Genomic DNA, 14,216 nt, shown 5'->3' with positions numbered 1-14,216 from the left:
GTGAAATTTGAAATTATTCTATTAGCCATTAAACCTCACCTTCTCGACCATGCGTTGCAGGGAAGCACTGTCGTTATACTTCGACAGGTCTTTTAGCGGCACCCATGCCAAATCATGCGACTCTTCTGTAATAACCAAGACATCCTTCATATCAGCCTCCAATAAAAAACGCACATCGTAATGATCGTGTGCGCCAAAATCTTTTCTGGCAGGAATTGGGTGGATGTCGATATCGAAAATACGGGGCTGCAATAATTTAAAATGCTTTACACCTGTTTCTTCTTCTGCCTCGCGCAAAGCAACATTCAGTACATGCTCATCACCATCCGCATGACCACCCGGTTGCAGCCACTTGTTTAGTTTGGCGTGGTGTGTTAACAACACAAACTCACGGTTGCTGTCCACAATCCAGGCAGAGCCCGTTATGTGCCCAGGTAAGTGGGTGCGCTGATAAGCATCCTCATGTTCGAGTAGAAAAAGAAAGGAAGAGACGAATTCCATCTCTTCCTTATAACTTGTCTGATACTGTTCTAGTGCATGTATCAGCGATTTTCGGTCTGTCATCTATTGGATGATAATATTTACTTTGTTGATTCGGTTGGCAACCAGGGCTCCTGTTTTTTCACCGCCACCAAAATTATTCGCATCTCCTTTCTTGGCGAGTACAAAATATTCCTGGGCATTAAGTTCCTTAAATTTCACAATACCCTTTTCATCGGTAGTACCGCTTTGTACAGGGTTTTGTTCTTTTTCATAATCCACTTCGTTGGCATACAAAGTTACACTAACACCAGCTTCAGTATTACCCAGTTCGTTACGAACGGTAATATGCATTTGTGTTTTTACAATTTGCGAACCACCAAGTAAAAATGCGAGGAGTAGTAAGGTCGTTTTCATAATCTGTCTGTTTATTCTATATTCAATCAGTTTAGCTCTTATATTTTGCTTCTGGTTTCCAGCATCTAACATCTAGCCTCGTGCCTCGAGATTCGAGCATCGAATCTTCTACCGCACCAACACCACACCGCCTCTTTGTTCACGAGTGCCATCTTCCGGTCTGAAACTACTCTTGTATTTTACCACATAGGTATAGGTTCCGGCCGGTAAGGTTGCGCCATTTTTATAACCACCATTCCAGCGGAAATTCAGGTCGGTAGATTGATAGACCATCTCACCCCAACGGTTAAAAATAAATACCTGAAAGCCTTCTTCAGCAATAAAGAATGGGAAGACGTAAAAGTTATTAGTCTGATCATTACTGCTGCCTGGTCTGAAAGCTGTAGGTGCTACAATTCTGGGTTCACATTCAAATACAATGGTGGTTCTGTCTGAGCTTGGGCATCCGAAATTATTGATAAGATCAACAGAATAAATTCCAGGTTCAGTGGCGGTATACGTTGGATCAAAAACATTAAGAGATACGCCATCTTTAAACCATTCTAATGAACTAAACCCATTGCCTGGATTCAATAAAACTGTACTGGTTTCAGGGTCGCCATTAGCCGGGTCGTTGCAAATCAAAGCAAGATCAAGCAAGAGCCCAGCGGTGGTGGGTGCATTCTCAATGGCAATAGATTCTTCAGCGCTACAAACATCACGGTTTACAGTTACTTCGTACAAACCATCGCGTGTGTCTTGCAGGGTTGCATTAGATGCTCCGGTAATGGTACTGCCATTGAATGTCCAGCTGAAACCATCTGCTACTTGTGTAGTTGCTGCAGACAAAGTAAATGGCGTGCCTTCGCAAGGAGGCGTTGATGAAAGCGTAACGCTAAATTCACCCACAACATTGACTTGTAGCGGTGCCGAAGTATTGGTACAACCTGAAATGGTGCTTCTTACGGTTACACCATACGTTGCATTATCATCAGCCGTTGTTAAGGGAAGACTTTGTCCACCCACAGGATCAGGTGCTGGTGTTCGTGTCCATAGGTAAGTAAAATTGCCGACAGGGCTTGCGTTTAGATTTACCTGATTGAGACAAGGATCGGTTTGCGCCAAGGTAGCTGTAAAAGGTGCAACAGCAGTAGCAGTAAAAGGACCACTTACCGGGCACAGCGTTGCATTGTCTACTTCAACCACAAGGTTCCAGGTACCAGGATTGAGCGTTACGCTTGCTGTATTGTTAGCACCATTAATACTTCCTGCATCAGAGGCACTCCAATCAAAAGTGAGCGGTCCGGCATCTGAGGAACTCACCGTTACAATTGTTTGACCGGTTGGTCCACAGCTAGTAGTGAAACCATCAATAGTAACCTGGGGATTTTGATTAACCACGATGGGTGCAGAGGTGCTCACGCAATTATCAATTGTTCTGGTAATTTCAACAACATACGTATCATTGCCTGGAACAGCAGCGCTGGTAAAAGGCGTAGCGCGAATCTGATCTGATCCTGTATCAACATTGGTATTGGCGGCATTAACAATGCGATAGGTAAATGAGGTAACTACGTTATGCGTAATGTCCAGAAAGATATCAGGATCACAAGTACCATTTTGTGTTGCAGTAACCGTGATGGCCGCATTAGCAATGCCGACTATAGTAGTTGCCTGGCAACCAGACAAATCATCTATTACGGTTACACCATAACTACCTGCCGCTATGCCTGTAATGTTTTGATTGATTGGTCCCGGCTGATTTACTGCCTGAAAGGGTGGAGGGCCTGTGAAGAATACTGAGTAGCTGCCACCAGCTGCTGCGAGGCTAATGGCTACTTCACCATCAGCGGTTGCACAGCCTGTAGCATTCGTTGGTGTTGCTGTAAACACAGGTGTTGCATTAATCGTAAAAGTAACACTGTCTTCAACAGTACAAGTGGTAATCGGATCAAGCACCACTACCTTATATTCGAATACACCTGGCGTTGTAGTGTCTACACTCCTTGTTTGAAGGGTGCTTGCGTTGCCATTATTTACTGTCCAATTGTATGATGTGCCAGGATTTTGTGCATCCAGCGGAGCGATGGGTGTGTCTTCACAAATGGTAAGGTCAGGCCCAAGTTCTAACTGTGGCCTGTTGTCGGCTACCAATAGACTACCGTTGGAGGTACAACCGTTAATATCGCTGATGGTGACACCAACAATACTTTGCTGGCTAACGGTAATGGTACGGGTAGTTTCACCGGTTGTCCATAAGAAAGTAAGGTTAGCCAGGTTAGGATTGCTTGCCGGTGTGGCCTCCAGATCAATTGAACCTGTACACAATACAGGTACTTGTCCGGGTTGTAAAAAGCTTGGACTTGCCGGTGGCGCCACAATGGTAATCTGTTCAGTAAGTGTTGAATCCAAACCGCAGCGGTTAGTAATGCGCAATGAAATTAAATAGTCGCCTGCAGTAGTAAAGGTAAAGGATGTACTATCGCCAGTACCCGTACCTACTAAAGTGTTGGAGGGTAATTGTAAGAAGCGCCAGCTGAATTCATCAATATTATCAGTACCAGTACCTAAGAAAACGGTTGGTGCTCCGAGACACACACCTGTCGCTGTAATGCTCGGTTGTTGTGCCGGAGTAGATACATTTTGCGCGAAGTTGGGTAGGCCTAAGCGACTGTTGGTTCCACCCAGCAAGGCAAAACTGTTTAAAACAAAACCAGAAACCTGTGTTGTGTCTTCATTAGGGGAAATGGTGCCTAAAAAGTTTTGGCCTTCCACCGCTACATAAATTTGTCCGTCTGGCCCGGTTTGAATGGCACCCAATCGATTAGGTACAGTTGGAAAAGCATTTTTTAGATATGGATTGCCGAGGGAATCAATCGAAAACTCAAAGAGCTGTGAAGGAACACCACTAAGCGTTGCGTATAATTTGTTACCCCCTGGTGAAAACTCTACACCGTACACCTGGCCAGCCGTGGTATTCAGATTGGCGGTTCTGAAGTTGCTGACAATACCGGTGGCATTATCAAAATCAAATAGCTCCACCACATTAGATACACCCGGTGTAGAAAGTGCAACCGCCAGATGCGCACCCAGTTTCATGTAACCTTCTCCGTTGGCCTGTAGGGTCAGGTTGTGATCGGAACCAATGCTTGAGATTACCGGAGAACCAATGCCTTGCGGGCTGATGTTATAAGCGCGAAAAGAGTTATTACCATATTCATGTGCAATTAACCAGTTGTCGTTACCAGTTATACGCTCGGTACTCTTTGCAAACAATAAAATATTTTGTTGTACTAAATCGCCTGAGCCATTGTTGGCTTTTAAGTCATAAAGAGAATAGCGCAACTCAAAAGTAGAAGTACCAAAAATGTTTTGAGTAGTAAAAATATAATAAAGGGTTTCATCGCCTGCTACAGGCATAATAAAAGCCGATTGCGTAGCGGCCTGATCACCACCGATACCCGTAGCCAGTTCGTTAAAGTCTCGATCCCACACGGAAACACCATCGGTAAAGAAAATGGTCTGACCGTTTTGATCACAAACAATGGCGCAACCCTCTGGTGCATTCATCACGGTGTTGGAGATAGGAACAGCACCATCATTAAAATCAATACCTGCCCGATTTCCGAAGTACCAGATGTTAGCGCGTTGATCTTGTTGCCCATATTCCTTTATGCTTACTCCGGCATGTGCAGCACATCCGCTCGCATCGGTCACTACAACATAATAGTAACCAGCCGAGTCTGGTCGAAGCGTTGAGGTAGTTTGTCCCGTGAGAATTCCCCCCGGACCAAACCATTGCGTTGAGGTTGGCGAACCACCTTGTACCTGCACTTCTACCGAGAAGTCATCACTGGTATCATCAGGGCACGAACCTTCTCCATTGTTAATGGGTAATTCACATTCGCAGGCAGTAGTGTCTTGCACCAGCGTAAGTGTTAAGTCAAACTGTGTAATAGAAATATCTTTTAGGAAGGATGCAGTATCGCCTTTCAAAAAAGCACGTACCCGTACAGGAAAAGTTCCGCCAGCGGTGTAGGTATGAACAGGACTCCATTGATTTGAAAAATTACCATCACCAAAATCCCACACGAGGCTGTCGGCACCGGGTATAACCGTAGGGAAGAAGGTAGTGTTGCTGTTAGAACATAAACCATCCTCGATAAAACTGACTGTTAGTGTAATACGCGCTTTCGGAGCAAAGGCTGGAAATTGTTTTGCAGCAAAATCAATATTGCCAAATGCATTTGGAAGGTAAGTAGTGGCTGTAGCAACGGAGTCGGTATCTGATAAACGTCCCACCAAGAAAGGTCCACCGGCACTGGCCTGATATAAGTGATAGATTGAACTGTCGGGTGCCATTTGTATACCCCAGCTTCTGAATAAACCCGCGGGTAATGTGGTGATGGTATCAACTGTATTAGATGGATTTGTCAGGTCATATTGAAGTAAGTTTGCCTCAATGCCCGTATCACCTGTTCTTGATATGTAGAGAAACTGTCCATTAAAACTAAACTCTGTGTCGTATGCAGCAGCCTCAGTTGTTGCCGCAGCTGAAGTGTTAAACAAAAAACGTTCGAAGGTCAGTGCACCAGTCTCATTGTCAAACAAAAGTGTAATGATATTTAAGGTAGGGTCTTGTGGTGCGACTGCCAATCGGCCACTGGCTGCGTGATAAGAGAAACTGGCGGGGTTGCTATCAAAACCTAAACCACCGAAAGTGGTATTGGTAATAACACCTGTACTGTTAATCTCGCTTACCGTATAGTTTGAAGTTGCCGCCTCATGTGTAATTAACCAATAGGCAGTATCGAGGGGGCTTGAGACCAACAACATCGCTTCAGAACGATTGGCTAACCCAGTGCCTACGGGTTGATTGCGTGTCACCACATCGCCAGTCGCTGGAGCAGGAAACAGTGAGTTGCCAAACTGAGTCATGTCCACTGTACTCATGGTCACAGTGCCGCCACCATCTCGGGTAAAAACAAAAAACTGATTTGCCTGACCGGGTACCGGGCATAAAGCTACGGGCTGGTTGGTAACGGAGGCTCCTCCAAGGCTTGCACCATTGGGCATAACCTCACCCTTGGCATCATAAATATTGGCACCATCTGTATAAAACAAGAGGTTGCGATTAGTGTGATCTGTAGCCACACCCGCACCACCAATACCGAATGGCTGATTTAGATTTTTATTAATCAGCTCGGCAGCATTGCTTGATCTGTCGAAACGGATGGCGCGCGTACTATTACCAAAATACCAGTTATGCCGGGACAACTCCTGAGCATAGGTAAAAGAGGTTAAAAGCAGAAAAAAAGCAAAAAGTAGTTTACGCATACAGTCAAATCTTACCCAACTTAGGGGAGTAGCACTAAATCATCAACACTAAAACGCCCGAAGCCAACGAAAGTATACAATTTGACCAAAAATTGCGTTAAGTGAGGGACAAAAGAGTTGTTTTAACTCGCCCACAGTTTTTTAAACCGTGTTAATCCTTTTACTTTGCTTCAATGAGCTGGATTCAAATCATCCAAAAGCCGATAGCTAAGGCAATTTTAGTGTCAGTCTATATGCTGATTACTAGCCTGCAAGTAACTGCGCAAGATCCGCAGTTCTCGCAATTTTATGCGGCACCATTATACCTGAACCCTGCCCTGGCCGGTGCAACCGGACAAGCACGTGTAGGACTTAATTATCGAAATCAATGGCCATCGCTTGAAGCGAATTTTACCACCATGTCTGTGTATGGTGACTATTTTATCGAAGACAAGAAAAGCGGTGTTGGGTTTCTGATTTCGCGTGATGTGGAGGGTTTGGCGGGACTTCGCTCCCTACAAGTTGCTGCACAATATTCTTACGAAATGAAGATCAGTAAAAACCTGGGCTTTCGTCCTGGTTTTCAGGTAGCGATGTTTCAGCGTGATATCAATTTTGACAAGCTGACTTTCGGTGATCAGTTCGATCCGACAACCGGAGCCATCATCAGCCCGACAACAGCGGAACAGTTTAATACGAACTTTAGTAAATTTTTTGTTGACCTGGGTGCTGGCGGTGTATTTTTTACAAGAAAAGCATGGCTTGGTGTTGCCGCACATCATTTAAATAGACCCAATCAGTCTATCATAGATGAAGAAAGCAAGCTTCCTATTAAATATTCAGTACATGGTGGTTTAAAATTTAAGTTAAAGTCGGGAGTGCAAGGCAGTGGCGTATACATGCGCAATACTGAGCGAAGTATCTCACCGGCAGTTCAATACCGTCATCAGGGACAATTCGATCAACTTGACTTGGGATTATATTTTACCTTAGAGCCTTTAGTGCTTGGTACCTGGTACAGGGGTATACCTTTTAAAGCAGTAAATGGTTTTGTGAATAATGAATCTATTGTATTGCTATTAGGATTTACGCAGTTGGGCGCCAAGGATGCGATTAACATTGGTTACAGCTTTGACTATACCATTTCCCGGTTGGGTATAGGCAGTGGCGGTGCGCATGAATTTAGTTTAGTGTATACGTTCCCCCTCCGCAATCCACGCAAACCACCGGCCGATAAACTGGTTATTCCTTGTCCTGATTTTTAAGACATGAAGAATTTATTGCTTTGGACAGCGATGGCTGTTCTCTTTTCATCATTCGAATGCATGGAGCGTTGTCATGAAAATGCACCACCTCCTTTTGTGGAAAGTCATTTTATTTTTGAAGATGCTGATAATGTTAACCTGCTGACTTCAAATCAACTGACACTCGCATCAATAGAAATAAGAAATGCTGAATCAGGCGAGTTATTGTCTTTTGGAGAATACAATGGTGGTATTCTTGTAAACTTTATGGAAGGCGAACATGATTTTACTTTAACAACCCCGTTGAAAGAATTTGAATTTTCAGTTGATGTAGATAGTTTTCAGGGTGAGTGTAACAGGGCTTATAAGATATCCTCATTTACTATCGATGGTCGCAGCATCACTTTTACGCAGCCTGTATTCACGTTCAGGTTTTAGGATTTTTCCTCCTCCATATTTTTCAACTCAATTTCTAAAGCACGCGTACTGATAGAAATTTCGCGCAGTGATAAAGCAAGAGAAAGTAATAAGGAAAATAAGCTGCCGCCAAAAGTAAACACTGCCCAATTGCTATGCTGGAAGTAAATAAACAACATACTTAGTACGCATAACAGAAAGCTAAAGATACTTGAGCTTTGCATATAGCGTATCAGGTTCAGTCTTTCCTTTAGATTTTTAATTTGCTCTCGAATAATATCGCGCTCTTCCTGTATTTGTTTGTATTTGGTGTGCAGGTTTCTGATTAAAGTAGCCAGCGCCAAAAAGCGATTGGTGTAGGCCAGCATCAATAAAGTAATGGCAGGAAAAAGTAGGGCAGGTGTATTGAGCGAGATTTCCATGTTACTTTTTAAAGTCTTTATTCCAGGTTAGCGTGTCCTCAACTTGTGCAATCCGATAAACAGGACCTATTAACACTATCTTATCTTCTTCTATTTTCATTTCTATACGTTCGGCATTAAGCCAATACGAGAATAGCTTTTTAAATCTTGATGTTGGATAGAAAACTAAGCTACCATCCGCTAAAGTTTGATGACTCACTTTGAATTTATCAATGCGCGCCAATAGCTTTGTGTTGAAGTCAGTAATATCTTGAAATGCTGTGATTGTTAATTTAGATTGACCAAAGTTGTTAATCATTAATGACGAGAGCAATGCAGGGTATAAGAAAACCCAATACACCCTGTTCCAGTACCAAACAACATCTTTTGGTTTTTCAGGATTAAAATAAGAAAGCGTTCCATATATGGAGCCGAATAGGAATACACTAATCCCCATAATAAGCAGAAATGCTTTCCAGTTAAATGCTCCTCTTTCTGATTTTATACTCATGGATTTACTATTTCATGAACACCATCCTTAATGGAAACCTGGTAAAAGGCAGGCGTAACTTTGAATGCATCTTGATAAATCTCTTGCACAGCTTTTTTAAAGGCTTCTACTTTATTTATCTCGATTAAATTGATGGTGCAACCACCAAAGCCTCCTCCCATCATGCGGGCGCCCGTCACCTCCTGTTGTTTGGCAATGCCAACCAACAGATCCAACTCAGCACAACTTACTTCATATACTTTACTGAGCCCTTCGTGCGTTTGATACATGCAGGCACCAAAGGCTTTTAAGTTATTTTGTTGTAGAAGAGCGGCTGCGCTTTGAGTTCGTTCAATTTCACCGACTATAAAGGAACTTCTTTGATATGATTCAACTGGAATTTTTTGCTGATAACTTTTCAGTAATTCCTGATCTACATAACGAAGACTCTTGACTTCTGGATGGTCTTGTTGCATGATATGAACAGCCTCTTCACAAGAGGCACGTCTTTTATTGTAAGCCGAAGATGCTAGCGAATGTTTCACTTTACTATCGACCAAGAGCAGGGTATGATCTTTTAGTGTAAGCGGAAAATACTGATGTGTTAACGAACGACAATCCAACAGTATTACTGATGCATTTTTGCCAAACAAACTGGCATATTGATCCATGATGCCACATTTTACGCCTGCAAAATTATGTTCAGCCTGTTGTGCAATTTTTGCGAGTTGTAACTTATCTAAGTCAAAATTAAAAAGTTTATTAATCGCGAAAGCAAAACCACTGCTCAGTGCAGCAGAAGAGGATAAGCCTGCCCCAATGGGTATGTCGCTACTGAAAATTGCATCGAAACCTTGTGGCTTACAATTCAGTTGCTGGAATCCATCAATGACACCTTTAATATAAGTAGACCAATCATTGCTGGGTTTCAGCTCTTGTACCGAAAATGATATCTCTATGGACTGATCATGGGCGATAATGTTACAGGTATTAGTAGCATTAGGAGCAATGAAGAGCGTAACAGCCTTATCAATAGCGGCAGGTAAAACAAAGCCATCATTATAATCAGTATGCTCACCAATTAAATTGATTCTACCAGGTGCTTGAAAAGCACGGGGTGCCTTCTGGAAACGTTCTTCGAATACTTTCTTCAAAGCATTAATCATTTTTACGAAGACTCATACCAATAGTGCCCAGCAAAATCAAAATAGTAAGCCATGAAGATGCTGTAGTAATTTTGTTACCTGTGTAGTAGGCCGCAGGCTTAAATTCAAACTTAATCACATGCTTTCCTGCAGGAATAGCCAATGCACGCAGTACATAATTAACGCGCAGTATCTTCACCTCCTGATTATCGATGTAAGCCTTCCAGCCCTTTGCATAATAGATTTCAGAAAATACAGCTAATCCATTTACCGTATTATTGCTTTCGTAAATCAGTTCGTTAGGCTTGTAACTCGTCATGCTTATGCTTGCCATTGAATCAGCCGCAATAGCTGGTGCTTTAAATTTGGAAATATCCAGTACCGCTTCATTTTTTGTGTTAGTATTTTTAAGTGCAGCCAATTCTTCTGTGGGTGAATTAACTTGTTTTATAGCTTGCACAAACCAGGCCGGGCCGTTGGCTGCAGGGTTTGGTATAATATTGTTGCGCTGATCACCATACGTAACATACTTCACATTGAGCATATTCATCACCTGATAGTTTTCGTATCGCGGATTACCACTCTGCAAATCATTAATGAAAACATTGGTTTCATCAAACAATGCAGAGTCGTATAAATCCTGATAGCGTCTCATCTTAGCACCATGGTAGCCCCCAATCGACTGGTGGAAATAAGAAGTACGGGCTTCGCTAAAGGTACCTTGTAAATTATAAACCCTGTAGTTGGATTTGTCTTTCAGGATTTCACTATCTGCTTCAGTGGGTGCAAAGAAAGAGTTGTCTCTTTTTCTAACATACTTTTCCTTTGATAGATAACGTGCATCTACACCAACCATATCAATCATTACAAGTAAGACTAGGCCAACCGGCAGGAAATAAGGCTTAATGTATTTGTTTAAAGTTGCCCATACGAGTGCACTAAAAATAGCGATAAACCAGAATGAACGCATGGCATCTCCTCTGAGTAATGAAGTTCTGTCATCCTGCAAAGCCTTGATAAACCAGGCGGGCAATTGACTTTCGCCTTCAGCCAGAAATGATCCGAAGCCGCCTGTAATACCCAGCAGTAAACAGATACCAGCAACAATACCTACAGGCCAGAGTATTTTCTTTTGGGCTTCTTTCCAGGTAAGTGTTAATAATTTTTCCAGCCCGAGTAAACCTAATAATGGCATAGCGAATAATATCAGCAGTAAGGCAAAAGTTACTGAACGGAATTTATTATAAGCTGGCAGGTAATCAAAAATGAAATAGTTAAAGCTTTCAACACTACTTCCCCAGCTGAGCATAACACCCAATATGCTGATGGGGACTAACCAGGCAACGTAGTGTCTATCCGCAAATGCAATACCGATGGCAAAAAGTAGGCAGATAATAGCACCAGCATAATAAGGAGCTGTATTGGGTTGTGGCCCCCAATAGGCGCGCGAATAGGAGGCGAGTTGGTTAGCCATTTGTTCATTACCAGAACTCATCAAGGCCTTATAGGTTTTGCTCTCAGGGTCTTGTACCAGAAAATCGGCTGTGCCACCACCGTAAAAATTGGGAATAAGCAGGGTAAAAGGTTCCAGAATACCGTTGCTGTATTGAAAGGCATAGGCCTTATCCAATCCATCGGTGTTGCCAGCCTTCTGTTGTTTACTCACAAGTTCAGATTTGCCCCGAATGGAGTAAGCAGAATATTCCTGCACAGCCCAGAGTGGCCCGAAATATGTGCCAAGAGCAATAAGAGCAGTAGGAATAAGTATGGCAACATTCGTAAAAAGTGCAGGCACTTTTTTGTCGCGGATAGCAATGATCAATTGCATGATACCGTAGCCCAATACAATCAGGAGCAGGTAATAAGTTATCTGAACGTGATTTTCACGCAAGTGCAAAGCCATGCCAGCAGTGGTTAAGCCAAAACCGAGCATTCGCCTGTTGGTGAAAACTAAATGTATACCTGCCATGACTAAAGGCATAAAGGCAATAGCACCGATGCGCGCATTGTGCCCTGCACCAAGACCAATAATCATATAAGAGGAGAGGCCGAAAGCTAAGGCACCGGCTATGGCCAGATAAGGCCTTACCCTGAAGGCCAACAATAAAATATAGTAGCTGATGAAGGCTGCGAATATATTATTGACTGCATGCGGTAAACTTAAAGTAACAATTCTTTTCAGATAGGCGATTGCTTCAGTACCCCACTGAACAGAAACAAGGTAAGCAGGCATGCCACTAAACATGCGGTTGGTCCATAAGGCTTCCTCGCCAGTACGGGCTCTGTATTCAATTATTTCCTGAGCACTTCCCTTAAATTGCTGAATATCATCCTGCTGCAGGGTTTTGCCATCAAAAAAGATGGGATTAAAGAAAAAGATGCTGACCACAAGAAAAGTAAGTATGGCCAAGCCGTGCGGGAGTACGTGTTCCGCGAATCTAATTTTTTTCATGGATGCAAAATAGATAAAAACTGAGCTTGTATTGTAACCTTTTCTTTAACCTTTCCTAGCCATTAAGCACCGCTCCTGTACTGAGTTTGCAATAAAAACTTCTTTCCCCCATATTTCCTTTTTACCTGATGTTTTACCTTAACCTTTACTCATGAAACAATCCAATTTTTCGTGTTTTGGAAGGCTGTTTTTGTTTTTCGCACTTGCCCTACCGCTTTGGGTATTTGCACAAGACGATCAACCGCTGGCCCCTGTATCGCGAACCTATGCCATCACTAACGTAAATATTATTCAGGCGCCTGGTCGTAAAATTGATATGGGCACCATATTAGTGAAAGACGGAATCATAAAAGCCGTTGGCAAAACTGTTTCAGTTCCGCCGGAAGCCATTGTCATTAAAGCAGACAGCATGTATGTGTATGCAGGCTTTATCGATGGTCTCTCAAGGGTTGGTGTAATTAAACCGAAAGAAGAAACAAACCGTGAAAGACCCAAAGATCCAGGTAATCCTACGAACGAACGTGCCGGTATCACACCTCAAAACGATGTGCGCAATGAGCTTAATCCTACCGATAAATCAATAGAGGAATTAAGAAGTGTCGGTTTCACTACGGCACATGTAGTTCCATACGGAGGCATGCTACCAGGTAATGGTTCTATTATTTTACTAGGCGGATCTTCTGCAGATAATATGGTAGTAGCAAGCAAAACTGCTTTTTATTCAGAACTCACTTCTGCGCAGCGTGTGTATCCATCTACCGTTATTGGTGTAATGGCTAAATGGCGTGAGTTATACAGACAAGCCAGTTTGAGCAAAAATTATGAAAGCTTGTACGCATCAAACCGTGCTGGTTTAGAAAGACCTACAACGGATCGTGTACTGGAAGCTTTTTACCCTGTAATTGATAAAAGACAACCCGTATTGTTTAAATCTGAAAAAGTATTGGATATACAACGCGTATTGACCTTACAAGGCGACTTTGGTTTTTCATTAATGTTAGCCGATGTAAAAGAAGGCTGGGATGTAATCAATAAAATTAAAGCGTCTAATGCTAAAACCTTCTTAAGTCTTGATCTTCCAGAAGCTAAGAAAGAAGTAAAAGAGGGCGACAAGAAAGAAGCTGAGAAAAAAGACGATAAGAAAGCCAAGTCCCTGGTAGATCTTGAAAAAGAAGCGCTGGAAAAACGCAAGGAAGAATTTACAGTCAAGTACACAGCACAACCAGCGGTATTTCAGAAAGCAGGTATTGCTTTTGGTTTTTCCAGCCTAAGCGCTAAACCTAAAGATATTCCTGCCAACCTTAGAAGGATGATCGAGGCAGGTCTTACTGAAGACCAGGCCTTGGCAGCATTGACAACAACACCTGCACAATTGTTGGGATTAAGCGACCGTATGGGTTCAGTTGACAATGGTAAAATGGCGAACCTCGTTATCAGCGACAAACCATACTTTAATGAGAAAGCTAAAGTGCGCTATGTATTTGTTGACGGACAGCCTTATAAACTTGAAGTAAAAGAAGAGAAAAAAGGCGACAAGAACGGAGCTAAGGCAAGCGTACAAGGCAATTGGTCTTACTCTACTGAAACACCGCAAGGCACTAACACGGGTAAAATAAAGTTGAAGAGTACCGATGGTACTTATTCTGGCAGCATCACCAGCAACATGTCTGATAAAGAAACTGAAATCAAGAATGTTACTGTAGATGGAAACAAATTGTCTTTCACTTTTGATTTCCAAATGGGCAGCAACACCATGGCCATAGAAGTGAATCTTACAATAGATGGAACTTCTTTTGATGGTTCAATGAATGTCGGTTCTTACGGAAGCTTCCCGATGAAAGGCACAAAAGATCCAGGTCTTTAATTTTAAATGAG

10 protein-coding genes are annotated in these 14,216 nt (G+C 42.7%); 3 read left to right on the top strand and 7 right to left on the bottom strand.

Annotated elements, in window-relative coordinates; all coding sequences use genetic code 11:
- Positions 1-21: 21 nt before the first annotated feature.
- The 3 genes from ACO1XM_RS08010 to ACO1XM_RS08000 all read right to left on the bottom strand — a co-directional run bounded on the left by ACO1XM_RS08010 (position 22) and on the right by ACO1XM_RS08000 (position 6,213).
- A complete protein-coding gene (locus ACO1XM_RS08010) occupies positions 22-564 on the bottom strand; it encodes an NUDIX hydrolase (protein WP_486227660.1) in 543 nt (180 codons plus the stop codon).
- Complete coding sequence (locus tag ACO1XM_RS08005) at positions 565-897, bottom strand: hypothetical protein (protein ID WP_486227658.1); 333 nt, start codon at positions 895-897, stop codon at positions 565-567.
- 108 nt (positions 898-1,005) lie between these two features.
- Positions 1,006-6,213 carry a T9SS type B sorting domain-containing protein gene (locus ACO1XM_RS08000; RefSeq protein WP_486227656.1) on the bottom strand — a complete coding sequence of 1,736 codons (5,208 nt, stop codon included), beginning with the start codon at positions 6,211-6,213 and terminating at the stop codon, positions 1,006-1,008.
- A gap of 173 nt (positions 6,214-6,386) precedes the next feature.
- On the opposite strand from ACO1XM_RS08000, the gene ACO1XM_RS07995 reads away from it, so the two are divergent.
- Both ACO1XM_RS07995 and ACO1XM_RS07990 read left to right on the top strand, forming a co-directional pair.
- Complete coding sequence (locus tag ACO1XM_RS07995) at positions 6,387-7,457, top strand: PorP/SprF family type IX secretion system membrane protein (RefSeq protein WP_486227653.1); 1,071 nt, start codon at positions 6,387-6,389, stop codon at positions 7,455-7,457.
- A gap of 3 nt (positions 7,458-7,460) precedes the next feature.
- Positions 7,461-7,874, top strand: coding sequence for a hypothetical protein (locus ACO1XM_RS07990; protein WP_486227651.1), 414 nt, complete (start codon positions 7,461-7,463; stop codon positions 7,872-7,874).
- On the opposite strand, the gene ACO1XM_RS07985 is transcribed toward ACO1XM_RS07990, so the two are convergent.
- Genes ACO1XM_RS07985 through ACO1XM_RS07970 form a run of 4 tightly spaced genes read right to left on the bottom strand, consistent with a single transcriptional unit; the run spans position 7,871 to position 12,341 of the window.
- Positions 7,871-8,275 (bottom strand): DUF2721 domain-containing protein, encoded by a 405-nt coding sequence (locus ACO1XM_RS07985; protein WP_486227649.1) that lies wholly within the window; start codon positions 8,273-8,275, stop codon positions 7,871-7,873. The genes ACO1XM_RS07990 and ACO1XM_RS07985 overlap by 4 nt on opposite strands.
- A 1-nt stretch (position 8,276) precedes the next feature.
- Complete coding sequence (locus tag ACO1XM_RS07980) at positions 8,277-8,765, bottom strand: hypothetical protein (RefSeq protein WP_486227647.1); 489 nt, start codon at positions 8,763-8,765, stop codon at positions 8,277-8,279.
- On the bottom strand, positions 8,762-9,898 hold the full coding sequence (galK, locus tag ACO1XM_RS07975; RefSeq protein ID WP_486227645.1) for a galactokinase: 1,137 nt from the start codon (positions 9,896-9,898) through the stop codon (positions 8,762-8,764). The genes ACO1XM_RS07980 and galK overlap by 4 nt, the downstream gene beginning before the upstream one ends.
- 4 nt (positions 9,899-9,902) lie before the next feature.
- A complete protein-coding gene (locus ACO1XM_RS07970) occupies positions 9,903-12,341 on the bottom strand; it encodes a YfhO family protein (protein WP_486227643.1) in 2,439 nt (812 codons plus the stop codon).
- A gap of 151 nt (positions 12,342-12,492) precedes the next feature.
- Here ACO1XM_RS07970 and ACO1XM_RS07965 point away from each other — a divergent pair, with 151 nt between their 5' ends.
- Positions 12,493-14,205, top strand: coding sequence for an amidohydrolase family protein (locus ACO1XM_RS07965; RefSeq protein WP_486227641.1), 1,713 nt, complete (start codon positions 12,493-12,495; stop codon positions 14,203-14,205).
- Positions 14,206-14,216: the final 11 nt, after the last annotated feature.

This window comes from Chryseotalea sp. (genome assembly GCF_057350905.1).
Note: the sequence above shows the minus strand (reverse complement) of the source record. Positions and strands in the feature narration are given on the sequence as shown.

Bases quoted from the DNA above. Each gene is read 5' to 3' on its own strand.
- ACO1XM_RS07985 (WP_486227649.1), bottom strand. From the start codon at position 8,275: ATGGAAATCTCGCTCAATACACCTGCCCTACTTTTTCCTGCCATTACT.
- ACO1XM_RS08005 (WP_486227658.1), bottom strand. From the start codon at position 897: ATGAAAACGACCTTACTACTCCTCGCATTTTTACTTGGTGGTTCGCAA.
- ACO1XM_RS07970 (WP_486227643.1), bottom strand. From the start codon at position 12,341: ATGAAAAAAATTAGATTCGCGGAACACGTACTCCCGCACGGCTTGGCC.
- ACO1XM_RS07995 (WP_486227653.1), top strand. From the start codon at position 6,387: ATGAGCTGGATTCAAATCATCCAAAAGCCGATAGCTAAGGCAATTTTA.
- ACO1XM_RS07990 (WP_486227651.1), top strand. From the start codon at position 7,461: ATGAAGAATTTATTGCTTTGGACAGCGATGGCTGTTCTCTTTTCATCA.
- ACO1XM_RS08000 (WP_486227656.1), bottom strand. From the start codon at position 6,213: ATGCGTAAACTACTTTTTGCTTTTTTTCTGCTTTTAACCTCTTTTACC.
- ACO1XM_RS07980 (WP_486227647.1), bottom strand. From the start codon at position 8,765: ATGAGTATAAAATCAGAAAGAGGAGCATTTAACTGGAAAGCATTTCTG.
- ACO1XM_RS08010 (WP_486227660.1), bottom strand. From the start codon at position 564: ATGACAGACCGAAAATCGCTGATACATGCACTAGAACAGTATCAGACA.
- ACO1XM_RS07965 (WP_486227641.1), top strand. From the start codon at position 12,493: ATGAAACAATCCAATTTTTCGTGTTTTGGAAGGCTGTTTTTGTTTTTC.